This is a genomic window from Paenibacillus sp. 8b26 (genome assembly GCF_050626875.1).
Taxonomy (GTDB): Bacteria; Bacillota; Bacilli; order Paenibacillales; family Paenibacillaceae; genus Paenibacillus.
This window is the reverse complement of record NZ_CP192445.1, coordinates 2,050,751-2,075,052: the sequence shown is the minus strand read 5'-3', so window position 1 is coordinate 2,075,052 and position 24,302 is coordinate 2,050,751. Positions and strand designations below refer to the sequence as shown.

Genomic DNA, 24,302 nt, shown 5'->3' with positions numbered 1-24,302 from the left:
AATGGTGTTCATTACCATATGGATGATATTGAAAATGTAAGACGGATTAGTACATAAAGTAATTTCATGCGTAATTTTGCGAAAAATAAACTTGTACAAGTATAAAAAAGTGAATTTTGTGTACTTAATTGAAAAAAAGAGCATAATTTACCGAAAAATATATTGAAATTATTGGAAGTGCGATTATAATGGAATTATGCATAATGTAAATGAAATCGCTGTATTTACATTATGTGTTTATTTTATACAAGGTAAGTAACCTACTTTGAACCAAATACCAAGTATACATATCTTAATAGTTACATATATGTTATAGACATGTATCGGTCGATTGGGTTCATTGTATAAAGGCGGTGATATGGTCTACGGGCTCTAGTCAACTACGAATTGAGTGGCGGAAATAAAAAAACATGTACGAGAGGGATGAATTGAAATGAACACAAACACAGCTAAAGTATTGAAAAAAGGAATGGGTATCTTTTTATCAGGTATGTTGGTCGCTTTATTCGTCGGTAATTATTCTGCCCATGCAGCTCCAGAAGTCGTTAGTAAAACCATTCTTGTAAAAGCTGGAGAAGTATACGATGGTAAGGGGAAGACTGTAGTTGCTGATCCAAAAACCTTGGGTGACGGAAGTCAGGCTGAGGCCCAAAAGCCTATTTTCAAGCTTGAAAATGGTGCAACTTTGAAAAATGTGATCATTGCTGCGCCTGCTGCGGATGGCGTACATGTTTATGGTAATGGCACGATCTCCAACGTAACATGGGAGGATGTAGGTGAAGATGCCTTGACGCTTAAAGAAGCAGGCACGGTAAACATTACGGGCGGCGGAGCGTATCATGCATATGACAAAGTGTTCCAAATCAATGCGGAAGGCACAATTAACATTAAAAACTTTAGAGCCGATGATATCGGAAAGCTGGTTCGCCAACTTGGGGGCTCTAAATTCACAGTGAATATGACTCTGGATAACTCGGATATTTCCAACGTAAAGGATTCGATCCTGAGATCGGATGGTCCTAACAGCAAAGCTAAAATCACGAACACTCGTTATCATAATGTGCCACAATTGTTCAAGGGCTTTAAATCCGGTAATACGAGCGAGTCCGGGAATAGTAAATATTAATCGGAATAGGATAGGAGCGGGGATGGAAATCGGTAGATTTTGATTCTATCTTTGCCTGAATGAGAAGGGGCTTGTCCAACAGATCGCTTGGATCTGAATGGGACAAGCCCCTATTTAGCTTTTATTTGTTTTTCGTGCTACTGAAAGATACCGTTGGAATGCTCAAAAGACAAGCCGGGCTTCGTTCAGAACGAGTACTGTGATATGATCGTGCTATTACATTTTATACAAAAAAGTTGGGTAGCTATGAATCTATTTCATCCATATGTGAATGTTGACGGTACTTTGAATGATACGCAGGTATGGAGTCGGGAAGTTTTATATACAGGTACAAATGGTCGGCATGTTGAACGTTTTTACGTGTCACCTTCTGAGAGTTATGTGTTCAAGCCATTGACCAATGATGAGCAAGCAGGCCGGGAGAGATGGGTGTATGAGCATGTACTTCCTTCACTACCGTCGATTTATCCCCGATTGCTTGCCTGGTCTGATTCGGGGGAAGATGGCAGTGGGGAGTGGATGATTTTTGAGGACCTTGGTCCATTAGATCATCTGCATGATAAAGAAGTCATGTTGCAAGTGGTTGGACTTGTAGCCGGGTGGCATGCTTTGCCACCGGATGGTTTTGTTGGAATGCCACAGCGCGGCCCGAAGCCGCTTATTCAAGACTTGGTTGCTGAGCTGTACATGCGCCAGCTTGATGTGTTGAAGCTTTGCAGCTCGTTAGGGGTTCCTAAACAGCAGGTTCAGCGTATGTATGCACAGTTGGATCAGTTCGTTTTTTCACCGCAGCTAGTGCTGTCTCATGGTGACCTTCATCCGGGAAACTATGCGCTAAGCGGGGATCGGCTCGTGGTGCTGGATTGGGAGCATACCCATTTGAACACACCGCTTTGGGATGTGTATCATCTGATCGACATGTCCCATCCGTTGTTTCCCCGGCGTATGACGCCCGACTTGCGAATTTGCTTGCTGGACAGGTATTTGGAGCAGATGGAGCTGCTGGGAGCAGGACTGGAGCGGGGCACATTTATGCAAGAATACAGCATGTTTGCCGTGGTATTTTCACTGTGGATGCTGTTGTTAATTGAAAGTGATTTGCGAAGGATCGGAACGAAATTGCATATAAACGGTGATAAATGGTCAAGAGAGCAATTAGAGGCCCAACGGGGCGAGGCGTTAGCCTGTTTGAACCAATGCGCAGCGATGCTGGAATGGGGACAAGTCAGAAGGTGTGAATAAAGAGTTTGAGCTACAGCGTGTGTACAGATCGTAAACAAAGGTGGGGACATATATGAAAAAAGTCGGTTTGGTCATGAGAAAAATACAGTTTGCCGAAGCGCAGGGCCCGCGTATTTTTGCGGAACGTCTGAAGCAGATCGGGCTGGAGTTGGGCGTGGATATCGTATTTGTGTCACCGGAGCGCCATGTTAGCAGCCATGACTGGCTTCCCGGTTATGAGCATGAAAAGGGTGATCTTGTTAATTATGACGTGGTGCTCGATCAGCTTCATGAGCAGCAGATTGAGGATGTTATTTATACGGTATCCGGCTTTACATATTTAAAAATGTTCTTTAAAAATAGCGTGCTTTTTCCGCACAGTTTTCCTGATCCGGCGCTTACAGGCTATGAGATGATGAAGCCTTTTTATCAGATCGTGGACAAGGCTATTGTGCAGACTGATTTTCTCAAGCAGGAGATGGCATCCAAATTTGGTGTAACGGATGTGACAGTTATCCCGATTGGATTTAATGAGCGGCTGGTGGAAAAGCATTTTGACCCTTCGCAGGTAGTGGAGAATCGGGTGATGTGGATCGGAAGGGATGAAGAGAATCGGCGTCCTGATCTGGTATTGGAGTATGCGCGGCATAATCCCGACAAGGAAGTTTACATGGTGTTTGGCGGAGAACGCTATAAGGAAAGCATGAAGAAGTACGATATCCCTGACAATGTGAAGCTTCAATTTGCGTTGATGCAGGATGAGGTATTCGCGCTGATGAATACGGCGAAAGTATACTGGAGCTGCTCCAAATTCGACACGTTTGCGATGCCGCTGACCGAAGCACTGGCTATGGGGAAAATCGTCGTGAAGCCTGAGCATCCTTGCTACGGACATATCAGCTCCACGCACTCTTTTTCGGGCAATGAGAAAAACTGGTTCGAGCTGGTCAATATGGCTACTGCCTCACCCCGTCGGGTTTCCACGGAAAATCAGTCGTATGCCATGGAGAAGTTTTCGAGCAGGGTGATGAAGCAGGGGTATCGGGACTTTTTCGAGAATTGGTTAAGCTGAGCAGGTAACGTCGCAGTATTTAAAAGCCATCGTTTGAATAAGTAAAAGGAAGAGGGGGTTACCCTCTCCTTTTTGAATTCTAAATATGTGGTTTGTTGGGGATAATATGAAATAAAAATATACCTTCTACTATGGCAAATAAGCTAGTAAATGAATGGTTAGCAAAGCGGGTTTGGTTCGTTAACTTTGAGTACTCAGGCGGATGAATGTGGTAGGGCTCTGTTGTAGTTTGATAATCCTCATCTTGATGTGGTTCACAGTGGAATTTAGCTAGAACCTGTTTATCGTCTTTGCTAATCCAATCGTAGTAATAGTGTGTAATAACACCGTGTCGTATATGTTCAGTTATGTATAACTTGGAGTCATCTACAAAAACAAGGGTCGCTCGCTGGGCGTAAGCGGTGCTTGTCTTGCCAGTGCTATCTGTATCTCGAACAAGCGAAATGGCATCCCCGAAGGTTCTTTTCAATAACTCCAAGTTTGAAGCAGGATTTCCTATCAATTAGGGCTGATTTCTTGAAGAGAAGCTCGCCACTCTTTACCTTCTCTTGACCATTTAAAATCATTAGACATACTTGGTTCTCCTTTCTCTTTAAGCACATGTTCGAACGAATTACCATATCGTTCTTCATAAAAATTGATCATATCTACAGAATAACGAATGTGATTTATTTGAGATTCGGTCTTATCCATGTTTAACTTGGTTTGGTTTTCTTTGTATAATGTAGCTACTTCCTTCAAGGAAATGTGTTCTCCTGTAGGGGAGATCCACAAGGTTCGAGCGTTAATTCGGGCCTGTTTATTTTTTTCCTCTCTGACGAATCCTACAAATCGCTTTGCGGCAATCCAGTTGTTAATAGTTGATATACTAACTCCAAACATTTTAGCTAACTGCCCTGTCGAATATGAAGGTGATATTTCTTCCTCCGCCAGAGTGAGTATACTAGCGCTTATGTCCTTTAAACCTTTTGTAAGGATATCTAAGTTCTCATCGCCTACACGTCCGAACTGAATGATTTCAGTAATTTCTGATTCCAAGTTTGCAGGTAACGCATTAAATCTCACAGCGATGTTATGAAAAACCTTCAAAATAACTTCTGCTTTCTCCGGGGATCGTGAAGATTCAGTTATGAAGTTTTCGAATATTATTTTATCCTCTGTTGATAACGCCACCATATTCACCTCTTTATGCCTCCATTCTAAATAAACTGCAATCAAACTGCAAGTTAAACTGCAAATAAACTACAACTTCCTATATTTCCATTGTATCTGTCCCCTTTATTTGTATACCTAAAAGATTTGAAAAAAATTAATATCGAAAGTGCGATAAGGTTAGTTTTTGTTGGTGTAGAAATCAAAAGAGATCCCTGTGTGACTTATCACAAGAATCTCTTCGATGTTTCGCAGTGCTGATATCAAATAGGTCAAAACTCAATATCTGTAGCCAAGGTTTCTCTAACGAGTTAATCCAATTTAGGATTGTATCCCCGCTACGGCTTCAGATTGAGCAGTTCTGCGGTCGATGACGTAGCTGACCAGCATGAGAAGCAGGCCACCGACAGTGATAAGAGATGCGACCCATGGGATGGCGGCGAGTCCCATTTGGTTAATGACGACCCCGCCGATAAAAGCGCCTCCTGCATTGCCCAGATTCAATGCGGAATGGCTGGAGGTAGAAGCGAGCAAAGGAGCCTCATAGGCCAGATTCATGATGCGAACCTGAATGCCGGGCATAATGCCGAACGCGGCAATGCCCCAGATAAAGACAGTGATGACGGCCAGCACCGGGCTTTGAAGCGTGAACGTCAGGATGGCCAAAATAACTGCCAATACGGCATAGTTTGCGATCAGCGACGGCAGCAGTTTCCAATCTGCGAGCTTGCCGCCGACGATGTTGCCGATGGTTACGCCGAGGCCAAACAGGACGAGAATCCACGTAATGCTATGCTCGGCAAAGCCGCTAATGTCGGTCAGTAAAGGCGTGATGTACGTAAAGACGGTGAACAGGCTACCACAACCGACAGCACCTGTGAGCAGCATCAGCAGTACCTTCGGATTAAACAGGCTTCGGACTTCTTGTTTGAGACTGGAAGGCTTGTCCTGATGCATGACCGGAATGTACCGGATGATGCCAAAGAGAGAAATCAGGCCGATCACAACGATGGCTCCAAAGGAAGCACGCCAGCCGAGCTGCTGTCCGATAAAGGTGCCAAAGGGCACGCCGATAATGTTGGCTACGGTCAGTCCGGTCAGCACCATGGAGATGGCACCAGCCCGCTTATCAGGACGGACCAGCCGCGCCGCGATCAGGGAACCCACTCCCAAAAAGGTTCCGTGCGATAACGCGGTAGCCATACGGGCTACAATCAGAAGCTCGTAGTTGGGAGCAATGACGGAAAAAAGATTGCCTAAAATGAATATAATCATCAGCAGGCATAACAGCTTTTTTTGCGGTACCTTGTGAGTCAATACGGTGAGCACAGGTGCGCCAATGGCTACACCAAGCGCGTAACTGGTGATTAGCTGTCCGGCTTGCGGGATGGTAACATGAAGATCCTGGGCTACATTAGGCAGAAGCCCCATAATGACGAATTCGGTCATGCCGATGGCGAAGGCACCGAGTGTCAACCATAGCAAGGAGGGTGGAAAGCGATGGGCTGTCAAATTTTCTTGAGTACTCATAAATGTCTTGTATCCTCCTGAAAAATAGTAATGCGAGTATATCATTAGAAGCCACATCTTGCGACCCATTTGCAAGAATTTTACATACTAAGCAGATAAGATTTATGTATTTTACAAAAGCGACAGGTATGAGCGGGTTAAATATGTTATTTTTATAATATGGACTCATCCAAGGAGGATACAATGATGACGCTTAAAGTGGTACATAGTATTACAGATTTAATTGGAGATACGCCTTGTGTGCGGCTTCAACGGTTGACCGGACCGCAGGATGCGGAAGTGTATGTGAAGCTGGAATACTTTAATCCCAGCGGCAGTGTTAAGGATCGGGCGGCGGGTAATTTGATTGACGAGGCGGAAAAGGCTGGACACTTAAAGCCGGGTGGAACCATTATTGAGCCGACCAGTGGCAACACGGGGATCGGTTTGGCGATGAATGCGGCTGCCCGAGGCTACCGTGCGATTTTGGTCATGCCGTCGAATATGACGAGGGAACGAATCAATATTTTAAAAGCGTATGGGGCTGAGGTTGTGCTGACACCAGCGGAAGAACGGATGTCAGGAGCGATTCGCAAGGCGCTGGAGCTGGGGGCTGAGATTGAAGGGAGCTTTATCCCGCATCAATTTGAAAACGAGGCCAACCCGGATATCCACCGTACAACGACTGCACTTGAAATTTTGGAGCAGACAGAAGGCAAGCTGGACGTGTTCGTCGCTTCTTCGGGAACAGGCGGTACGATTACAGGAACGGGTGAGGTACTGCGCCAGCATTTGCCGGATCTGCGGGTTGTCGTGGTGGAGCCGAAGGGTTCGCCAGTGCTGTCAGGGGGCAAGCCTGGTCCGCATAAGCTGGTCGGTACTAGCCCGGGATTCGTTCCTGCCGTACTGAATACGGATATTTATGACGAAATCATACAGGTTTCGGATGAGGATGCGATTGCGATGACACGGGCCATTGCTGCTCAGGAAGGAATTCTTGTCGGACCTTCCAGCGGAGCTACAATATGGACGGCAATTCAGGAAGCGCGGCGCTTGGGAGCGGGCAAACGGGTGCTTTGTATTGCCCCGGATACAGGAGAGCGTTATTTGAGCATGGGGATTTTCGGATAAAAAGAGTGAAGGAGGAACAATATGAAGATTATGCCTTTACAGAAACGTGGAATCTCCGATAGTCGTCTGGTTCTGGGCTGTATGCCTTTTGGCGGAGAATGGAGCCAGGCGCCATTTACGCAGGAGCATATTGTTGAAGCAGAAAGAGCGGTGGAAGCCGCACGTTCCATCGGCATTACGATGTTCGATCATGCAGACATCTATCGTATGGGGAAAGCGGAAGAAATTTTCGGCCGGATTTTGAAGGGACAGCCTGGTTTGCGCGAGCAGATCGTTATCCAGTCCAAATGCGGCATTTTCCTGCCAGATGGTACGCTCCCAGGGCGATTTGATTTTTCATATGCTCATATTATGGAGTCTGTGCATGGTATTCTGAAGCGTTTGGGCACCGAATATTTGGACATCCTGCTGCTGCACCGTCCCGATCCACTGGTAGAGCCGGAAGAAGTGGCGGAGGCGTTCAGCAAGCTCAAGACATCCGGTAAAGTACGGCATTTTGGCGTTTCCAATATGAATGTAAGCCAAATTCAGTTTCTGGAGCGCAGCCTGGCGGAGCCGCTGATTGCTAATCAATTGGAGATGAGCCTGGCGCATCTACACTTTATAGATCAGACGGTGCATGTGAATCAACAAGCGGGGACGAATGTCCATTTTGGCGAAGGCTTAATGGAATTCTGCCAAACGGAGGATATTCAGCTTCAAGCGTGGGGTCCGCTGGCACAGGGACGTTTTAGCGGTGGTTCTTTGGACGGGGAGCCGGAGCATATACGCCAAACAGCAGAGCTGGTGCAAAAGCTGGCTGTTGAAAAGGAAACGACACGTGAGTCCATCGTGCTTGGCTGGCTCATGAAGCATCCGGCACGGATTCAGCCCGTGATTGGCAGCGCCAATCCTGAACGGATCAAGGCGTGTCAGGACGCAGAGCGCCAGAGTGAGCTGATGACCCGTGAGGAATGGTATGAACTGTATGTGAGCGCACGAGGACAAGCTTTGCCGTAACTTTGGAATGCTTCTCAGCTTGTTATAGCAGGCACATTTTCATGAAAGAGTATGACTTGGTAATACAAACCGTAATTGAATAGGCCCGCTCTTTGTCTTATGGACAGAGTGAGGGCTTTTTTTTATTGGACGTATTAATATTTTTTCAGCGGCTAATCCTCTTCGTATCTTGCAAGTGCCCTGGCGGTTGTTTCCTTCATTCGGGAAATGAGCCGGGAGCCTTGGACGACCTTGACGCGTTTGCCGAGGAAACGGATTTTGGACAGTACATATTCATCTTCGTCTGCCTGAAAAGTGAGCGTAATGCGATAGGTATCCGCATCCTGAATATACTCTACTTCTTTCTCAAAGCAGGAAAAGGCGTATAAAATACGGGACATTTCCCCGTTGTAGACAGGAATAATTTCGATGATGCCCTGTTCTTTGCGTGACTCCAGAATACCGAGTATACGTTGGGTGAATTTCTCGGTCTCTTCAGGTGGAATTTCCTCTTCGGTGATGGTTACGATGTTAGGCAGCTTGGTGGACATCAACGCACGGTGTCTGCGATTGTACCAAAGCAGGCTCCATTCCTTTTTGACCATGGAAAATTCCAGTTTATACGGAAAGCCGGATATACGCTCATGAACACGCCCGTTGCGCATTCTGTAGCTCATACAGATACCTGAGCGTGACCGCAGGATGGGACGTAATATACGCAGGAGCGGATGATAAACCGGGGAGGCAGGGATGCCTGCTTTTTCCCTCAAGCTGCCATCGACCTCCAGCGGCTCGTCATCTGCGAGCATCAGCCGAAGCTTATCGAGCGTAGACGGGGTAAAAGCCTCTGCCGCCGCTGGATCTGCCAGCATGGACTGGAGCCAAATTCTTTCCTGCGATGTAGTAGCAAAAGCGCCCGATTCATCCAGCCGCGAGACGATTTGGTAGTTAAATATTTTCTCGAATAGGCTCATAATAGGCTTGAAGCTCCTTCCATTCCTGCTTGAATTCCTGACGCAGCCGCTTGGGTTCCAATACCTCACAGCTTGATCCAAAGCTGCGTAGCCATGGTTTAATCTCGGTGATTCCATTCACTGTAATTTCATAGATAAAGGATTCACTTTCTTCCTCCGTGATCGTTCCCCATTGTCCCTGCAACAGCACACGCTCCCGAATAAAGTTGCGTTTGGCACCTTCGGGATTGAAAAAACGTACCCGCACCTTCACGGTGCGCCCGGTATCCACAAGCCAGCTATACCGCGTTCTTTCTTCCAACACGGCCAGCAGGTCGGCAAAACGCTGCTCCGACACGGGTTCGCCCTCCGCCAATTGTGTCATGCCCTCCATGCGGAACTTCATGATTCCTTTGCCCCCCACCTGACCCAGCACATACCAACGCCCGTATTGATGATCATAGATGACTTGCAAGGGAAGAATGGTGTGTTCACGGCCTTCGGTTTCTTTTTCAAACAGCGGATTTGTGTTCTGTGACCCGTACATGCTTCGTTTGGCTGTAGAAAAATACAAAAAAGTCACATAGCGACGTTGCCGAATGGCGTGAAGAAGCGGATGAATATGGGCCTCATCCAGAATGCGTGAGTAATAGTGGTATTTGTATAAAAAAGGTTCCACCATTTCCTGATCTCCGGCTTGACGACGCATGGCTTTTTTTAAAAGATCGCGCAGCAGATATCCCTGTACAGAGGAGAGGTGCGTATTCGCCATAATGTCCACAAAGTCATACAGGTCCAGTAATTCCTCGTCCGTCAGTCCAGTGACCAGATCATTGCGAACAGCATAGCGATAAGGTCTGCCGCCGGGCTCCTTGCGAACCACGCCGACTTCGACCAGATATTTCAGGTCCGAACGGATCGTTTTCTCATCCGGGAGCGTACTGTCGGGAGGCAGCCCGTCGCAGCAGGCATCCAGCAGCTCCATGGTGGTCAGCGGTTGTGACTGTAGCGCTGTCAACAGAAGGGCCAGGCGGACGCTTTCCGACTCCTTGAGTGATTTGGCCCGAAACAGGAATAGCAGTAGTGGATCAGCGGATTCATAGTAGTTGAAGCGCAGCATTTCATTGAAGTCATGTCCCTGCTCCGCTGGTAACTGCTGCTGCACGGATTGAACGATTTCTTTGAGACGCCGGATCGTTTTATCAAAGGTATGTACGGAAATGCCCAGTCTGTCTGCAAATTGCTGCCGATTATAAGCGCCACTCGTCAGTGTCAGCATGCGCAGAAATTGAATTTCTTTATCAAAGCTCTCTCTCGCCATGGCGGATTCCCCGTTTCTGTTGCCGTTCTCCGAAAATAAGTATCCCTTTATTCTAACAGGGAAGAGATGCGGGAAAAAGGGAATTTATTCATCTTTGTAATACTTTCGCCATGTTCGCGGCAAGCAAAATATAGGATGATATAAATACCAAGTAGAATCCGTCAGCCAAGACGGGGTGTAGAATGAATGAGGAGCATTCAGGAAATATCAAGATATAAAAGGGCGGTTAGGGAGGGAATAGCATGACAGATATAAAACATGAGCGGGATTCAATCAGACCGGAAATGCGTGAAACGATATTGCAGGAGCTGCGCGTTTTGGAGCAGGAGGAGCAGGTGCGCATTGTATATGCCTGTGAATCAGGCAGTCGGGCGTGGGGATTTCCTTCACAGGATAGTGACTATGATGTACGTTTTATTTATGTAAGGCCGGTGGAGTGGTATTTGTCCATTTTTGATAAACGGGATGTGATTGAGCGTCCAATCAGCGATTTGCTGGATATCAACGGCTGGGATTTGAAAAAGGCGCTCAATCTGTTTCGCAAGTCCAATCCGCCTTTGTTGGAATGGCTGCAATCCCCGATTCCCTATCTGGAGCCATATTCAGTGGCAGAACAGATTCGCGCTATATCGCCGTTAACTTTTTCGCCTAAGTCCTGTATGTATCACTATCTGAATATGGCGCGGGGAAACTATCGGGATTATTTGCAAGGAGAACAGGTGAAGATTAAAAAGTATTTTTATGTGCTGCGCCCGTTGCTGGCGTGTGGCTGGATTGAACGCTATAACAGTATGCCTCCGATGGAATTCGAAGACTTGCTGGAGGAATTAATTCCGGCAGATACAGGGCTTTATCAGGTGATCGGACATTTGCTGCAACGTAAAAAAGCGGGCGAGGAACTGGATATTGAGCCACAGCTTTCTGTGGTAAATGATTATATCCAGCAGCAAATGGCTTATTTTGAACAAAAGGCGCCTTTGCTCCAGCATATGGAGGGTGGACGTGATCAGCAACTGGATGATTTGTTCCGTGCTGCGGTGAAGGAAGTATGGCAAGCCGATCTGTAAAGACTGGTTCGTTGACTATGAATCGGGAGAAATAATGGTATGGGAACATGGTCCGAGATTATCGTTTTATAAAGGAGGAACTGAAATGGGTACGTCACTGATTGATATTGGTGTAAATCTGATGCATCGTTCGTTTCATGAGGATCGGGAGCAGGTGGTGGAGAGAGCGGCAGCTGAAGGGATTACACCGCTGATTATTACCGGGACAAGTGTCCGCAGCAGCCGGGAGGCTTCTCAGTATGCGGCACGTTACCCCGGAAAGCTGTATGCGACGGCTGGTGTGCATCCCCATGATGCCAAAGGCTGTACCCCGGATACGATTCAACAGCTCCGTACGCTGGCGGGTCAGCCGCAGGTCGTAGCCATCGGGGAATGCGGGCTGGATTATAACCGCGATTTCTCTCCGCGTGATGTGCAGCGTCAATGGTTTGGGGAACAGATTAAGCTGGCTGGTGAGCTGAAAATGCCGTTATTTTTGCATGAGCGGGATGCGCATGAGGATTTCGCGGCTATGCTGCGGGAACATGATGGGTTGGTAGATAAGGCGGTGGTACATTGCTTTACCGGAACCGCGCAGGAGTTGCATACGTATGTAAACATGGGATTGTACATCGGAATTACAGGCTGGATCTGCGACGAACGACGCGGGAAGCATTTGCGTGAACTGGTCAGGGATATTCCGCTGGACCGTCTGATGATTGAAACTGATGCTCCATTTCTCACCCCGCGTAATTTACCTGTAAAGCCGAAGGAAGGGCGCAATGAGCCGATCTATCTCGCACATATTGCCGCTACGGTTGCAGAATGTACAGGTCGAAGCATTATGGAGATCGAAATCGCGACGACGGAGACGGCAAAACGTTTTTTCGGATTGTAGGATTGTCAAAGCAATAGATGTGGTGTACATTATAGTGAATTAAAAAGCATTGTCGGGAGCTTGAGAAAGTCAGGCTGAGAGGGTGGCCCTTGCCATCGACCGTGAAATCTGATCTGGGTAATGCCAGCGTAGAGAAACCTGGAACACTATACAGGAATGCCGCTTGTTTCGCGGTTGTCGATAGATTCGGTTCATATCTTATAATCAAGCTAGACGGCTGCGCTTGGGCTACTGGTTATATGAGGCATATCGACGAATCATGTTTTGTATGGTGATCCACCTTTTACTGCGCATAAAGCTTGCCTGGAGATTCAGCTCCGGACAGGCTTTTTTTCATGGCCACGAGGCCCATTTTAAGGGAAAAGGGGAGCACATCATAATGAATACTGCTGTAAAAGCGTCTAAAGGATTGAAGCTGACGGATATTTTGGTCACGATTGTGATCGCCGTCGTGTTTGGGTTGGTCTATAAAATATGGGGGCCTGCGTATGATCTGGTGAAACCGCTTGGGCTGAACGCCGAGCAATTGGTGTATGGCATGTGGTTTATGGCGGGCACATTCGCATACCTTATTATCCGCAAGCCGGGAGTTGCGATTTTGGCAGAGGTGGCAGCGGCAACGGTCAGTGCTTTTTTGGGAAGTGAATGGGGGATGTCTACCTTGTACTATGGCTTGCTGCAAGGATTGGGAGCAGAGCTGTTTTTTGCGGTTTTTCTGTACCGGAACGCCAATCTGTGGGTCACTTCCCTGGCCGCGGTTGGATCGGCTATAGCCTCCCTGATTTTAGACTTCAGTTACGGGTATATTGATCAGCTTTCGACCTGGAACTATGTTTTGTATGTCGGATTCCGCATGATTGGTAGTATTGTGATTGCCGGGGTGTTCGCGTTCTATCTGGCTAAGGCGCTGGAAGTCACCGGGGTGACACGTACCTTGAGACCCGCAACGGAACAGGACTATAAGGGGCTGGACTAATGAGTTGGGTAGCCGAAGATGTAGTGGCGTCGGTCACTCGTCTTCGTTTGAAATTTCCCGGTGAGCAGGAACTGATTTTCCACAATATGTCTGTATCCGTCCGCAAGGGGGAAAAGCTGCTGCTGCTTGGACCGAGTGGATGTGGAAAATCAACGCTGCTCCAGGTGCTGAGCGGTCTGATTCCACGCACGATAGAAGTGCCGATGAAATGTGATGCTGCTGTCATTCCGGCGCGTGCGGGTGTCGTATTTCAAGATCCGGATACGCAGTTTTGTATGTCGTATGCGGACGAGGAACTGGCTTTTGTATTGGAAAATAATAAGGTTCCCCGGGAGCAAATGCCTTCTCGTATCCGCGAGCTGCTGACGCAGGTAGGTCTTTCAACGGATGAAATACATATGCCGATTGGCAGCATGTCTCAGGGCATGAAGCAACGGCTGGCGATTGCGTCTGTGCTGGCGATGGAGCCGGAGGTGCTTTTTCTGGATGAGCCGACGGCTTTGCTGGATGAAGAAGGAACCGCACAGGTGTGGGATACGATTCGCCACATTTCGGCAGATCAGACGCTAGTGATTGTGGAGCATAAAATTAATGAAATTGTCCATGATGTGGACCGGATTGTGGTGCTTTCTGCTCAAGGGGAAATCATGGCGGACGGGACTGCGGAGGAGGTATTTCATAAGCATCGGCAGGCGTTGTCTGATTATGGTGTCTGGTATCCGGGCGTATGGGATGAGGCATCCTCACCACGTTGGAGTGAACAAGGGGCACAGGAGCATGGAGTGGGGAATGACTGCGGGGCGTTCATCTTGGCAGCGGGTACTCCTATACTGGAGCTGGAGCATTTCAGCGGCCTTCGGGGTTCGAACTCAGTCATTTATGTAGAGCAAGCGCAGGTGAAGCCGGGGGACTGGATTGGTGTGGTCGGTGAAAATGGGGCTGGTAAAAGCTCGCTGCTGCTCTCCATGATGTGCTTAATCCGAACGCAGGGAAGTTACAACGTGGACGGAATAGAGGCTGGCGGTACGGAACAACTGGCAGAGCGTATCGCGTTCGTGTTTCAAAATCCGGAACTGCAATTCGTAGCGCACACCGTTCGAAAGGAACTGGAGTATTCGCTGCCGGAGAACTTGTTTACGGCTGAACAGCGCCGGGAGCGAGTGGATCGAATGCTCGTACAGTTTGGGCTGGAACGGCTGGATGAACGTCATCCGTATCAGCTTTCGTTGGGGCAAAAAAGGCGGCTGAGCATTGCCACAGCCATTATCCGTGAGCCAGCGGTGCTGCTGCTGGATGAGCCGACCTTTGGGCAGGATGCGCGTAATACCTTTGTCATGCTGGACATGCTGGAACAGCTTAGAGTGGCGGGCACGGTGATTGTGATGGTCACGCATGACCCGGAAATTGCCCGTCGATATTGCACGGATATATGGCGGATACAGAAGGGGGAACTGCGGCATGAACCTGTCTTTTCCCCATCATGAAACATGGCTTCACCGGGTTAATCCGGGATTAAAGCTTGTTATGTTTTCCTTGTTGTTCGTGGTCGTCATTCTGATTCACAATCCGAACGTGATGTTCAATGTAGCGTGCGCTATGCTGCTGTTGCTCGTCTGGTCAGGCCATCCGTGGAAGCGACTGCTGCTGTATGGTTCTCCCTTTATACTGGTGTTTATTTCAACCTCCACAGGCATGATGATGTTCGGCAAAGGGGTGACGACCTGGTGGACATGGGGCCTGATCCATATCACGCAGGAAAGCTTTTATCGGGGAATGCATCTTGGATTTCGTGCACTGAGTATGGCGGCGGCAGGATTATTATTTGGTTTGACGACACGCCCGGTGAACCTGTTTTATTCGCTGATGCAGCAATGGAGGCTTCCTCCGAAATATGCGTACAGCTTTTTGGCGGCGATGCGGATGATGCCGATGATGCTGGAGGAATTCCAAACGTTGAGACATGCCCACCGCATTCGGGGTGTACATCAGCATGTGTCCAAATGGAATATGTATGCTACGCTCCGCAGATATGCGATTCCGCTGCTGGCTCAAAGCATACGGCGCGCCCAGCGAATTGCTATTGCCATGGAAGCCAAGGGTTTTGCCAATGAGACCAAGCGCACGTATTATTATGAGATCCGTCATTCGGCTGTAGATATCGTGTTTATTTGTTATTTTGTGGTGATGATTACACTGGCTTGGGGACTTGGTATCCAGTTCCCTTATGTGGGGACATGGGATGTACGCTAATAGTTGCCAAAGGCTTTGCCGGGTTTCTGCCCTGTGGTATATTAATGCAATGGGAAATGACGGCTCGCACAGACCCGCGTGGTCTGGCGGGCTTTATTACATATTCCCGAGAAATGGATCATCAGGAGGCCAGGTTCATGATTACGCTGCATCAGGTAAGCAAGCATTATACGACCTCAAGCGGCCAATTTCATGCGGTTCAATCCGTGTCCCTTCATGTGGAGGAAGGGGAGATCCACGGTATCATAGGCACCAGCGGTGCTGGCAAGTCTACATTGCTCCGGTTGATGAATGTATTGGAACAGCCGGATGAGGGAAATGTGGTTGTAAATGGAGACGAGCTGGCCCGCATACCGGAAAAACGTCTTCGTGAAGCGCGGCGATCCATCGGGATGATTTTTCAGCATTATCATCTCGTCCACAACCGTACGGTTAGTGGCAATGTGGCAATGCCGCTGGAGCTGGCAGGCGTACCGAAAAAAGAGAGAGCGGTACGCGTGCGCGAATGCCTGCAATTCGTCGGCTTGGCTGACAAGGCGGAGCAGTATCCAGCACAGTTGAGCGGAGGCCAGAAGCAACGTGTGGCGATTGCCAGAGCGCTGGCGAATCGACCTGCGGTGCTGCTTTGTGATGAGCCGACCTCGGCGCTTGATCCGCAGACAACGGCGGATATTCTAGGCGTGTTGCAGGAGATCAACCGTGAGCTGGGGGTTACGATTGTGATCGTAACGCACGATATGGACGTGGTGCGGAGCATTTGTAGCCGCGTTTCGGAGATGCGGGATGGACATTTGCTTTCAACACAGCTGGTGGCTGACCCGGCGGTCAATTCAACAGCGAAAGCAGGTGAAGCTCATGAATGAAACGCTGAGCATCATTGCGCAGTATCAGTCCGAGATATGGAAGGCCATCGGAGAGACGTTCATCATGGTGGGCTTTTCCATCGCAGCAGCCGTACTTTTGGGGCTTCCGGCAGGAACAATTTTGTATTTGTGCGGCAAGGGGCAAAAATATGAAAATCGGCTGGTGTTCACCATACTAAACAGTCTGGTCAATGTGATTCGCTCGTTCCCGTTCTTGCTGCTGGTCGTGTTTATGATTCCATTTACACGTCTCGTCGTGGGTACGGCACTGGGTACGATGGCGGCTACGGTTCCCATGTCAGTGGTAGCCATTGCCTACTATTCAAGGCTGGTGGAGCAGTCACTGCTGGATGTGCCAAAGGGTGTAATCGAAGCTGCTACTTCTATGGGAGCGTCTACCCTCCAGCTTATTTTTAAATTTTTGTATGTGGAAGCCCGTTCCGGGCTTGTACTGGGGTTGACCACGTCGACCATCAGCTTCATCTCTTACTCTACGGTGATGGGCATTGTGGGCGGCGGCGGCGTGGGTGATTTCGCCATCCGCTACGGTTATCAACGTTTTGAAACCGGATTGATGGCGTTCACCATCGTCGTCATGATTATTTTCGTGCAAACGATCCAGTTCACCGGAAGCACCATATCCCGCCGGATCGACAAGCGATAGTATATGCTATAGCCTGCTACGTTAAGACGGATGCTCTATCGACGCCCTATTTGCTCAAAAGTAACAGCAGCCAGCGGCAAGGAAGGTAAACTGAGGATGTAATCCCTCAGTACCGATAGATCGTAGGCAATACACTTGCACCACCCACCATGGGAAATGAGAATGACTTTACAGTGGCACATAAGCGTAGCGGGCAGAATTGTTCTAAAGAAGCGATAGCGTTCGCCTTTACCCCCGGATTTTTACCTTATAATGTTTTACTAAATGAAAAAAATCCGGGGGTAACAGCGATCGGAAGAACAATCTGCACGCGAAGCGGCTCCCCTGTAACTCACTCTCCTCTTCCCAATCACAAATTTACTTGGAGGTTTCTCACCTAATGAGTCGGAATAACAACATAAAAACTAACCTGAAATTACTTACACTATTCGCTGTCGTCATGCTGCTGGTTGCCGGATGCGGCGGTCAAAAGCAGGCGGCACAAGAAACACAGCCTAAAGAAGCGACTTCTCAAAAAGAAGTGACTTTGAAAGTGGCGACGCTGATTCCGCCGATGACGGATGTGCTGGATATCGTAAAACCATTGCTCAAACAGGACGGCGTCAATCTGGAAATCGTCGTGCTGTCGGACAATATTCAACCCAATAACGCATTGGCAGCCCATGAAGTAGATGCAAACTTCTTTCAGCATGCTCCTTTTATGCAACAATACAATGAAAGCAACAAGTCTGATCTGGTAGCAGTCAAACCGATTTACAACGCCATCTATGGCGCGTACTCCAAAAAATACAAGAACATTAAAGACCTGCCCGAAGGTGCGACGATTGCGATTGCTAACGACCCGGCCAATACCGGACGTTCTCTCGTGATGATGGAGCAAAACGGTCTGATCAAGCTTAAAGAAGGTGTAGGCTATAATGCCACACAGGCTGATATTATTGAAAATAAGAAAAAGTTTGTGTTCAAAGAAGTCGATCTGTTAATGCTGGCGCGGTCGCTGGATGATGTGGACATGGCTGCCATGTATCCCGCTTATGCCAAGCCGTTGGGCCTGACACCGAAGAAGGACGCGCTAATTACTGAAAAGGACGATACCCACTTTGCTATTAATTTGGTAGCGCGCAAGGATAATGCGGATTCGGATGCCATTCAAAAGCTGGCGAAGCGAATGACTGGTCCGGAGGTTCGTAAATTTTTCGAGGATAATTATAAGGACAGCGTTGTCCCAGCATTTTAAATAAATACGAGTGTTGAAACGTTGTTTTATGATTAGTTGCGGCCTGTATAAGGTAATGAAGTCTGTGATGAGCAGATGGAGTTCCTTGTGCAGGTCTTTTTCTTTTCTATCCTTAATATGGATATTTTTTATCGAAAACAGGGTAAAAAGTCTTAGTTTTTAAGTTTACTGGGCGTGATATGGCTGTGATTTTTGGTCATATAGGGCGATGGAGTATTGCTTGGGAACATATTAAAATAAATATACGAACAAACATTCGTTTTCGATTTCGTTAACGGTGTCTTTGTATGGGTGGAAAATTCAACTGACAACGGGTCAGAAGCGGGAGCAAGAAGGAAGGGGAACGACATGAAGCTGGCTGTAACTGTAAAAAGTTTGGGGAAACGAAAGCCGGAACTCGCAAAACAGGAAATGGAGCTGAATCCTGTCCCTGAAACTTTGCGAGAGCTGATTACTGCTACCGTCGCCCTGAATGTCCGCAGACTGCGTGAAAAGCAGGAGAGTGTCGCACTGATCCCGTTCCTCACAGGGCAGGAGGTTCAGGCGCAGGGCGAGACAGGCAAGGTAGGATTCGGGTCCGTCTATAATGATGGTGTTCCTGATGTGGAGGATGCGGTAAACACGGCGATGCAGGCTTTTGAAGACGGCTTGTACAGGGTTTTTGTACGTGATGAGGAAGCTACTGTGCCGGATGCCCCTTTGTTGCTTGAGGATGGAGACGAGATTGTATTTATACGGTTCACAATGCTGGCCGGAAGCCTATGGTAGAGGGGGAAATGAAATATGCATCAGGAGAAAAATGAACAGGAATATTTCACCGAACTGAAGGGGCGCGCGGCGCAACTGGATGGACAACAACAGGAATTGGCCCAACATGTTATGGAACTGGGTCGAATTCATTACATACGCGAGGATGAGGAGCCTTTTAACGAATGCCAGCGCATATTAAAAGTACAGGCAGAAGCAAGCGGAGAGCCGCTGTTCAAGCCACTGGCAGAGGTGCTGCGTCAGTTGATTGGAACAACGGCCGGGGATGTGTTTGCATATATAACGGAGCATGTGACTGAATATCCTTACAGTACAGGGTATGAGCGTAAACCGTTCCGTACCTCGGATATCACATTCCATACTTCGCGGATTTATAAAAGAATGGTGCAGCTTATCCGAATGGACTGGATCGGCTTCTCGCTTATAGATTATTTAACGAAAAAGGATTATGAACATGGGAATGACTATCGGATTCAAGAGACGATTAGTGATTGGATAGCCTATGAGTTGGACAACGGTAATCCGCAGGTCTTGGAGTCGCTAAAGGGTATTATTTATGGCGATAACCAGACTGCGCTTCTTACGCGTGCCATGATTAAAGGAATGCTCTTGAGCCATCAAGAGGAGAATTACCATATGATCGGCGAGCTTTTGGCAGCTGCCAAGCTTCAGGAGGGATTGCGCCAAAGCATCGTGGAACAAATGGATGAAGGAACCCCGGAGGCTCTTGTATATCTGTTGAAGGTGATTATCGACCAGGGTTTCATTCGTTACAGCTCGGTGGTACGGGCGCTTGCGGTGTGGACAGGCATGGGCTTGGAGTCTGCTAATCAGCGGGTGGTTCGCCAACTGATCGAGCAGGCGTATGAAGCATTGACAAATAGCGGGCTGCGTCAGGAATGGCTGACTAGCGCGAATGCCAATGAGGTATATATGAGCTTGTGGGCTACCGCAGTACATGAGGAACGTGATCTGTATGGACAGGTTCGACAAGTCATGGAGCAGGGAGCACCTTATCAGAAGATTGTAGCGCTTTATGTACTCTCTAACAGTGAAAACAAGGATGTGCGTCTGGGGATTGCCAGAGAATATCTGAATGAGACGAACCCGGAGCTTCAATATTGGGTATTGACGAACTATACAAGTAATTATTTTTATGAATGGGTAGAAGGTGGGACGGTCGCCGATCGGATCGTTAGAGTGGTGCGTACTCCATTACTGGAAAATAAAGAAGAGCGGCGTAAGGATTTTGAGCGACTTCATGCTCTGTTTGAACAGATGAAAAAAGGCGAGTCTACCGAGCCCTCCAAGGTACTGGATTTTGTAAACGTTTATCACCGTTCAGATGCAGCGATTCAAAAAATGCTGTATCTCGCCAGTTATGATATGGACACGACCTGGATCGGTGAAATCGTAGCTTTGAAGGATCAGATTAGCCCTGATCTGCGTGGCGAGCTGCTTAATCATTTTGTGCAGAACCCGGATAATAAAGTACAGCGCGACTTTATTTTTGCCAGTCTGTCTGATAAAAGTATGAGCATTCGCGAGTTCGCTGTTGCCAAGGCACGCAATCTGACGCTGGCGGAAGAAGAAATGCAGCAGATGGAGGGGCTCTTGAAGCTCAAGACGGGTTCCCTGCGGCAAAGTGTCATTGGTGTGCTGCTGGTACAGCCGGATAAGTCTCTGAATAGTTCATTGGAGCGGTTGCTTCGGGCAAAGGCGGAGCTGCAGCGATTGGGCGGACTTGAAATATTGACGAAGATCTATGCAGACCCCGAGCGTGCCGAGCAGTATGGAACCCTCCAGCCTTTAGCAGATATTATCCAGCAACCGACGGCTAAGGAAGAACAACTTCTGTCCAAGCTGGGGCAGGAGGATGCTTATACGGAGACAAACGGCTTTGGCTTGTACGAGCCTGCTGCCAAGGAGGCTTGGTTAGAGCAACAGCCGGATCTGGGGGATTTCCGGTTGAGTGATGTTTTTGTGGGTTCACTGGAGAAGATGAAGCAATTCCTGAGCGGACTGAATGAGCTTGTCCACCAGCATCGTGATGTAGAATATACCGCTGAGTATTATTCGGGTTACAAAGAAACGCTGCTAATCGGCGCTAATTTTCGTACCGTGCGGTTGGCTCAGCCTAATGAGGAAGCAGTTTCCATGCTGTCTTTATATCCTCTTCACGAGGAATGGAGTCGTTATTTGCAGGAGAGCGACATGGAAGCCAGTGAACTGCTAGAGCTTGTTTTATATGACCGATTGGAGTCTATGGATCAAACACTTGACCGCTATTACCGTTATTTCTCCAATCATAACATGGACTATTCAGAACTGAGCAAGCACAAGCTGCTGGAAGGATGGCGTAAAGATTTCGCTGAGCAAATGTATCCTTTAGATCGAATTAACGAGATGCAGCGATGGATAGCAGAGCTGACGTATAACGATCAGGTAAGCACGCTGATTAATGCTTATTTCCTGGACACTCCCGGTGATAAAACCTTTGATACCATTGATTTCTCGTTGAATACATTGATGCAATCTATGCCGAAGGACCGACCTGCTGAGGACATGGGAATGCTGCACCTGCTGTCCAGCCCGTGGATCGGGCTGGAGAAAGGGCGTGTATATGATGATGAGTCCTTTAAACGTTTTTTCCATACTTTTGTTAACTATAATGAACTGGCAGGTGTATTAAATCACTTTTATTCACCGTTGGATCTGGAGGATTATTTTAAAGCATATGAAAAAGGGCTGATCGGTGTAGGAGAAGTGTATCGGGAACTGTTGGCTGGCAGTGATAGCAGAAGACATATGAGTTCCTTAACGAATGCCCGCAATACATGGATTGCCAGCAATCCGGAATTTTTGGAAATACGGCGTACGGTTATTGACCGACTGCTGGAGGTTGAATTGGTTCGAGGTGATTTGCCTACCGAGGCCACGCCAAAAGTGATGGGATTGAGCCGAATTGAAGGCATGGATTATTTCCTCCGTATTCTGGATGGACTCGACAAGGAAACGTTCGTGCGTGGTTATGTGTATGGCTACGGTGATCGTATCACCAAAAAAGAATCGTTCAGCCACTTGCTCAAGGCATGTTATCCGCGTGATGGCGAGGATTCTGCTTTGCTGAAGGAAAAGCTGAGTAACGCTAAAATTACGGATAAACGTCTGCTGGAGGCGGCAATGTATGCTCCACAGTGGATTGAAATTGTAGCAGGCTACCTTGGATGGGAAGGTCTTCGCAGTGCTGCATGGTATTTCCATGCGCATATTAATGAAGGTTTTTCCGCCGAGAAGGAAACGATTGTAGCTCATTATTCACCGATTGTTCCGCAGGATTTTAATGATGGAGCCTTCGATATTCACTGGTTTCATGAGGCCTATGAGACGTTGGGCGAGGAACGTTTTGATCTGCTGTACGACTGTGCCAAATATATTTCGGCCGGAGCCAATCATCGCCGATCCCAGTTATTTGCGGATGCGACGCTGGGTAAGCTGAAACTGAGTGAAATGAAAAAGTCGGTGGAGGACAAACGGAACAAGGAACATTTGCTGACCTACAGTCTGATTCCTCTTGTCAAACCTCCTGAACCAGATGTACGGGAACGTTATGACTTCATCCAGAAGTTTCTGGAACAGAGCAAAAAATTCGGAGCACAGCGTAAGGCCAGTGAAGCTCTGGTTTCACGAATTGCGCTTGGGAATTTGGCACGTAATGCAGGCTATGATGATGTAACCCGGCTCGTGTGGGACATGGAAGCCCGTAAGCTGGAAGATCTTCGGTCTTATTTTGAGCCACATGCTTTGGAAGAGGCCACAACGATACAACTGGTCATTGATGAAGAAGGAACGGCAGATATTGAGATTGTCAGCAAAGGGAAGACGCTGAAATCTATCCCGGCTCGCTTCAAGAAGGATGAGTATGTTGCTGCGTTGAAGGAGCTTAAAGGCGATCTGGTGGATCAGTACCGTAGAGCCCGCAAGGAATTGGAACGCTCTATGGAGTCCGGCACGGCCTTTATGGTAAAGGAATTAACGGGATTATTAGGCAACCCTGTGCTTGCTCCGTTGGTGCGAACGCTAGTTTTCAAGGCTGGAGATCGCTTGGGATATTTCAATGAAGATACATCAGGGTTGGCCGATCCTTCGGGTCAACAGTATCCCGTAGGTGAAGAGGACAAGCTGATCATTGCTCATCCGCTCCATTTGTACGAAAGTGGTGGTTGGAGCGACTTCCAGAAGGATTTATTTGACCGCCAGATTCGGCAGCCGTTTAAACAGGTGTTCCGTGAGCTGTATTTGCCGAATGCAGATGAACGTGCAAGTGCCACCGTTTCCCGTCGATATGCGGGACATCAGGTACAGCCGAATAAAACGGTAGCCCTGCTGAAAGGTCGCCAGTGGACGGTCAGCTATGAGGAAGGACTCCAGAAGGTGTATTATGCCGAAAACCTGATTGCTAACCTGTACGCGATGGCAGATTGGTTCTCACCAGCCGATACCGAGGCTCCTACACTGGAGATGGTGCAATTCTTTGATCGGACAACGTATAAGAGTGTGCCGTTGGAGGAAGTTCCTCCAGTGCTGTTCTCGGAAGTCATGCGGGATGTAGATTTGGTCGTCAGTGTCGCCCATGTGGGCGGTGTTGATCCGGAAGCCAGTCTTACGACCATTGAAATGCGCAGCGTTATTGTGCAGGAATCGCTGCGTTTGCTGAAAATCAGTAATGTACATTTGGATGGGAATTATGCGCGTGTAGACGGCAGTCTTGGTGAATATGCGGTACATTTGGGAAGCGGCGGTGTCTACAAGCAGGCGAAGGGAGCGCTGCATATCATTCCGGTGCATTCGCAGCATCGTGGGCGCATCTTCCTGCCGTTCCTGGATGAAGATCCAAGAACAGCCGAGATTTTATCCAAAATTGTACTGCTGGCTGAGGATCAGAAAATCAAGGATCCGCAGATTCTTACGCAGCTTCAGGCGTAGGATAGAAGCTGTGATATAGAGATTCATTTTGAAGTAGCGTGAAGCCCTGTCCATGCAGATTCGTGTGGCGGGGCTTCATCATTTGCGTCAGATAATTCTTTTGTTCCTGGCAGGCGTTTGCTAGAATAAAGGAGGTTGTAAGTCAACGTTG

At 48.1% G+C, this 24,302-nt stretch carries 20 protein-coding genes; 15 read left to right on the top strand and 5 right to left on the bottom strand.

Features of this window, described 5'->3' with window-relative positions; all coding sequences use genetic code 11:
• The first annotated feature begins 433 nt into the window (after nucleotides 1-433).
• The 3 genes from ACQ4MX_RS09315 (at nucleotide 434) to ACQ4MX_RS09305 (ending at nucleotide 3,419) form a co-directional block, all read left to right on the top strand.
• Nucleotides 434-1,126, top strand: a complete 693-nt coding sequence (locus ACQ4MX_RS09315; RefSeq protein ID WP_431090261.1) for a pectate lyase — start codon at nucleotides 434-436, stop codon at nucleotides 1,124-1,126.
• A gap of 204 nt (nucleotides 1,127-1,330) precedes the next feature.
• The gene (locus ACQ4MX_RS09310) at nucleotides 1,331-2,368 is read left to right on the top strand and encodes a phosphotransferase family protein (protein WP_431090259.1); all 1,038 of its coding nucleotides are present in this window, start codon (nucleotides 1,331-1,333) and stop codon (nucleotides 2,366-2,368) included.
• 52 nt (nucleotides 2,369-2,420) lie between these two features.
• Nucleotides 2,421-3,419: a glycosyltransferase gene (locus ACQ4MX_RS09305; RefSeq protein WP_431090258.1), complete on the top strand. Its 999-nt coding sequence runs from the start codon at nucleotides 2,421-2,423 to the stop codon at nucleotides 3,417-3,419.
• Nucleotides 3,420-3,498: 79 nt separating this feature from the next.
• On the opposite strand, the gene ACQ4MX_RS09300 is transcribed toward ACQ4MX_RS09305, so the two are convergent.
• The 3 genes from ACQ4MX_RS09300 to ACQ4MX_RS09290 form a co-directional block, all read right to left on the bottom strand.
• Complete coding sequence (locus tag ACQ4MX_RS09300) at nucleotides 3,499-3,897, bottom strand: toxin-antitoxin system TumE family protein (protein ID WP_134911051.1); 399 nt, start codon at nucleotides 3,895-3,897, stop codon at nucleotides 3,499-3,501.
• Between the two features lie 20 nt (nucleotides 3,898-3,917).
• Nucleotides 3,918-4,601: a hypothetical protein gene (locus tag ACQ4MX_RS09295; RefSeq protein WP_431090256.1), complete on the bottom strand. Its 684-nt coding sequence runs from the start codon at nucleotides 4,599-4,601 to the stop codon at nucleotides 3,918-3,920.
• Between the two features lie 291 nt (nucleotides 4,602-4,892).
• The gene (locus ACQ4MX_RS09290; protein WP_192512365.1) at nucleotides 4,893-6,101 is read right to left on the bottom strand and encodes an MFS transporter; all 1,209 of its coding nucleotides are present in this window, start codon (nucleotides 6,099-6,101) and stop codon (nucleotides 4,893-4,895) included.
• A 186-nt stretch (nucleotides 6,102-6,287) separates the two neighbouring features.
• Between ACQ4MX_RS09290 and cysK the strand changes: the two genes are divergently transcribed.
• Nucleotides 6,288-7,211, top strand: coding sequence for a cysteine synthase A (gene cysK / locus ACQ4MX_RS09285; protein ID WP_044646611.1), 924 nt, complete (start codon nucleotides 6,288-6,290; stop codon nucleotides 7,209-7,211).
• Nucleotides 7,212-7,232: 21 nt separating this feature from the next.
• The gene (locus ACQ4MX_RS09280) at nucleotides 7,233-8,210 is read left to right on the top strand and encodes an aldo/keto reductase (RefSeq protein WP_431090255.1); all 978 of its coding nucleotides are present in this window, start codon (nucleotides 7,233-7,235) and stop codon (nucleotides 8,208-8,210) included.
• A 152-nt stretch (nucleotides 8,211-8,362) separates the two neighbouring features.
• Here ACQ4MX_RS09280 and ACQ4MX_RS09275 read toward each other — a convergent pair whose 3' ends face one another.
• Both ACQ4MX_RS09275 and ACQ4MX_RS09270 read right to left on the bottom strand, forming a co-directional pair.
• A complete protein-coding gene (locus ACQ4MX_RS09275; protein WP_431090253.1) occupies nucleotides 8,363-9,163 on the bottom strand; it encodes a WYL domain-containing protein in 801 nt (266 codons plus the stop codon).
• Entirely contained in the window at nucleotides 9,138-10,463 is a 1,326-nt protein-coding gene (locus ACQ4MX_RS09270) for a helix-turn-helix transcriptional regulator (RefSeq protein WP_431090252.1), read from the bottom strand. Before ACQ4MX_RS09270 ends, ACQ4MX_RS09275 begins: the two co-directional genes overlap by 26 nt.
• 242 nt (nucleotides 10,464-10,705) lie before the next feature.
• Here ACQ4MX_RS09270 and ACQ4MX_RS09265 point away from each other — a divergent pair, with 242 nt between their 5' ends.
• The 10 genes from ACQ4MX_RS09265 to ACQ4MX_RS09220 all read left to right on the top strand — a co-directional run bounded on the left by ACQ4MX_RS09265 (nucleotide 10,706) and on the right by ACQ4MX_RS09220 (nucleotide 24,151).
• Complete coding sequence (locus ACQ4MX_RS09265) at nucleotides 10,706-11,530, top strand: nucleotidyltransferase domain-containing protein (RefSeq protein ID WP_431090251.1); 825 nt, start codon at nucleotides 10,706-10,708, stop codon at nucleotides 11,528-11,530.
• An 85-nt stretch (nucleotides 11,531-11,615) separates the two neighbouring features.
• Nucleotides 11,616-12,407: a TatD family hydrolase gene (locus ACQ4MX_RS09260; RefSeq protein ID WP_431090249.1), complete on the top strand. Its 792-nt coding sequence runs from the start codon at nucleotides 11,616-11,618 to the stop codon at nucleotides 12,405-12,407.
• A gap of 379 nt (nucleotides 12,408-12,786) precedes the next feature.
• A complete protein-coding gene (locus ACQ4MX_RS09255) occupies nucleotides 12,787-13,383 on the top strand; it encodes an ECF transporter S component (RefSeq protein WP_431090248.1) in 597 nt (198 codons plus the stop codon).
• Nucleotides 13,383-14,867 (top strand): ABC transporter ATP-binding protein, encoded by a 1,485-nt coding sequence (locus ACQ4MX_RS09250; protein WP_431090247.1) that lies wholly within the window; start codon nucleotides 13,383-13,385, stop codon nucleotides 14,865-14,867. The genes ACQ4MX_RS09255 and ACQ4MX_RS09250 overlap by 1 nt, the downstream gene beginning before the upstream one ends.
• Nucleotides 14,842-15,633 (top strand): energy-coupling factor transporter transmembrane component T family protein, encoded by a 792-nt coding sequence (locus ACQ4MX_RS09245; protein ID WP_431090246.1) that lies wholly within the window; start codon nucleotides 14,842-14,844, stop codon nucleotides 15,631-15,633. The genes ACQ4MX_RS09250 and ACQ4MX_RS09245 overlap by 26 nt, the downstream gene beginning before the upstream one ends.
• Nucleotides 15,634-15,770: 137 nt before the next feature.
• Nucleotides 15,771-16,496 carry a methionine ABC transporter ATP-binding protein gene (locus ACQ4MX_RS09240; RefSeq protein ID WP_431091290.1) on the top strand — a complete coding sequence of 242 codons (726 nt, stop codon included), beginning with the start codon at nucleotides 15,771-15,773 and terminating at the stop codon, nucleotides 16,494-16,496.
• On the top strand, nucleotides 16,489-17,160 hold the full coding sequence (locus ACQ4MX_RS09235) for a methionine ABC transporter permease (protein ID WP_014279981.1): 672 nt from the start codon (nucleotides 16,489-16,491) through the stop codon (nucleotides 17,158-17,160). The genes ACQ4MX_RS09240 and ACQ4MX_RS09235 overlap by 8 nt, the downstream gene beginning before the upstream one ends.
• A gap of 379 nt (nucleotides 17,161-17,539) precedes the next feature.
• Complete coding sequence (locus ACQ4MX_RS09230) at nucleotides 17,540-18,397, top strand: MetQ/NlpA family ABC transporter substrate-binding protein (RefSeq protein WP_431090245.1); 858 nt, start codon at nucleotides 17,540-17,542, stop codon at nucleotides 18,395-18,397.
• A 348-nt stretch (nucleotides 18,398-18,745) separates the two neighbouring features.
• Nucleotides 18,746-19,165, top strand: coding sequence for a hypothetical protein (locus ACQ4MX_RS09225; protein ID WP_431090244.1), 420 nt, complete (start codon nucleotides 18,746-18,748; stop codon nucleotides 19,163-19,165).
• 15 nt (nucleotides 19,166-19,180) lie between these two features.
• Nucleotides 19,181-24,151 carry a DUF4132 domain-containing protein gene (locus ACQ4MX_RS09220; RefSeq protein ID WP_431090243.1) on the top strand — a complete coding sequence of 1,657 codons (4,971 nt, stop codon included), beginning with the start codon at nucleotides 19,181-19,183 and terminating at the stop codon, nucleotides 24,149-24,151.
• Nucleotides 24,152-24,302: the final 151 nt, after the last annotated feature.

What these genes read in the sequence shown, in the direction of transcription:
- ACQ4MX_RS09315 (WP_431090261.1), top strand. Translation starts at nt 434, where the DNA reads ATGAACACAAACACAGCTAAAGTATTGAAAAAAGGAATGGGTATCTTT.
- ACQ4MX_RS09310 (WP_431090259.1), top strand. Translation starts at nt 1,331, where the DNA reads ATGATCGTGCTATTACATTTTATACAAAAAAGTTGGGTAGCTATGAAT.
- ACQ4MX_RS09305 (WP_431090258.1), top strand. Translation starts at nt 2,421, where the DNA reads ATGAAAAAAGTCGGTTTGGTCATGAGAAAAATACAGTTTGCCGAAGCG.
- ACQ4MX_RS09290 (WP_192512365.1), bottom strand. Translation starts at nt 6,101, where the DNA reads ATGAGTACTCAAGAAAATTTGACAGCCCATCGCTTTCCACCCTCCTTG.
- cysK (WP_044646611.1), top strand. Translation starts at nt 6,288, where the DNA reads ATGACGCTTAAAGTGGTACATAGTATTACAGATTTAATTGGAGATACG.
- ACQ4MX_RS09280 (WP_431090255.1), top strand. Translation starts at nt 7,233, where the DNA reads ATGAAGATTATGCCTTTACAGAAACGTGGAATCTCCGATAGTCGTCTG.
- ACQ4MX_RS09275 (WP_431090253.1), bottom strand. Translation starts at nt 9,163, where the DNA reads ATGAGCCTATTCGAGAAAATATTTAACTACCAAATCGTCTCGCGGCTG.
- ACQ4MX_RS09270 (WP_431090252.1), bottom strand. Translation starts at nt 10,463, where the DNA reads ATGGCGAGAGAGAGCTTTGATAAAGAAATTCAATTTCTGCGCATGCTG.
- ACQ4MX_RS09265 (WP_431090251.1), top strand. Translation starts at nt 10,706, where the DNA reads ATGACAGATATAAAACATGAGCGGGATTCAATCAGACCGGAAATGCGT.
- ACQ4MX_RS09260 (WP_431090249.1), top strand. Translation starts at nt 11,616, where the DNA reads ATGGGTACGTCACTGATTGATATTGGTGTAAATCTGATGCATCGTTCG.
- ACQ4MX_RS09255 (WP_431090248.1), top strand. Translation starts at nt 12,787, where the DNA reads ATGAATACTGCTGTAAAAGCGTCTAAAGGATTGAAGCTGACGGATATT.
- ACQ4MX_RS09250 (WP_431090247.1), top strand. Translation starts at nt 13,383, where the DNA reads ATGAGTTGGGTAGCCGAAGATGTAGTGGCGTCGGTCACTCGTCTTCGT.
- ACQ4MX_RS09245 (WP_431090246.1), top strand. Translation starts at nt 14,842, where the DNA reads ATGAACCTGTCTTTTCCCCATCATGAAACATGGCTTCACCGGGTTAAT.
- ACQ4MX_RS09240 (WP_431091290.1), top strand. Translation starts at nt 15,771, where the DNA reads ATGATTACGCTGCATCAGGTAAGCAAGCATTATACGACCTCAAGCGGC.
- ACQ4MX_RS09235 (WP_014279981.1), top strand. Translation starts at nt 16,489, where the DNA reads ATGAATGAAACGCTGAGCATCATTGCGCAGTATCAGTCCGAGATATGG.
- ACQ4MX_RS09230 (WP_431090245.1), top strand. Translation starts at nt 17,540, where the DNA reads ATGAGTCGGAATAACAACATAAAAACTAACCTGAAATTACTTACACTA.
- ACQ4MX_RS09225 (WP_431090244.1), top strand. Translation starts at nt 18,746, where the DNA reads ATGAAGCTGGCTGTAACTGTAAAAAGTTTGGGGAAACGAAAGCCGGAA.
- ACQ4MX_RS09220 (WP_431090243.1), top strand. Translation starts at nt 19,181, where the DNA reads ATGCATCAGGAGAAAAATGAACAGGAATATTTCACCGAACTGAAGGGG.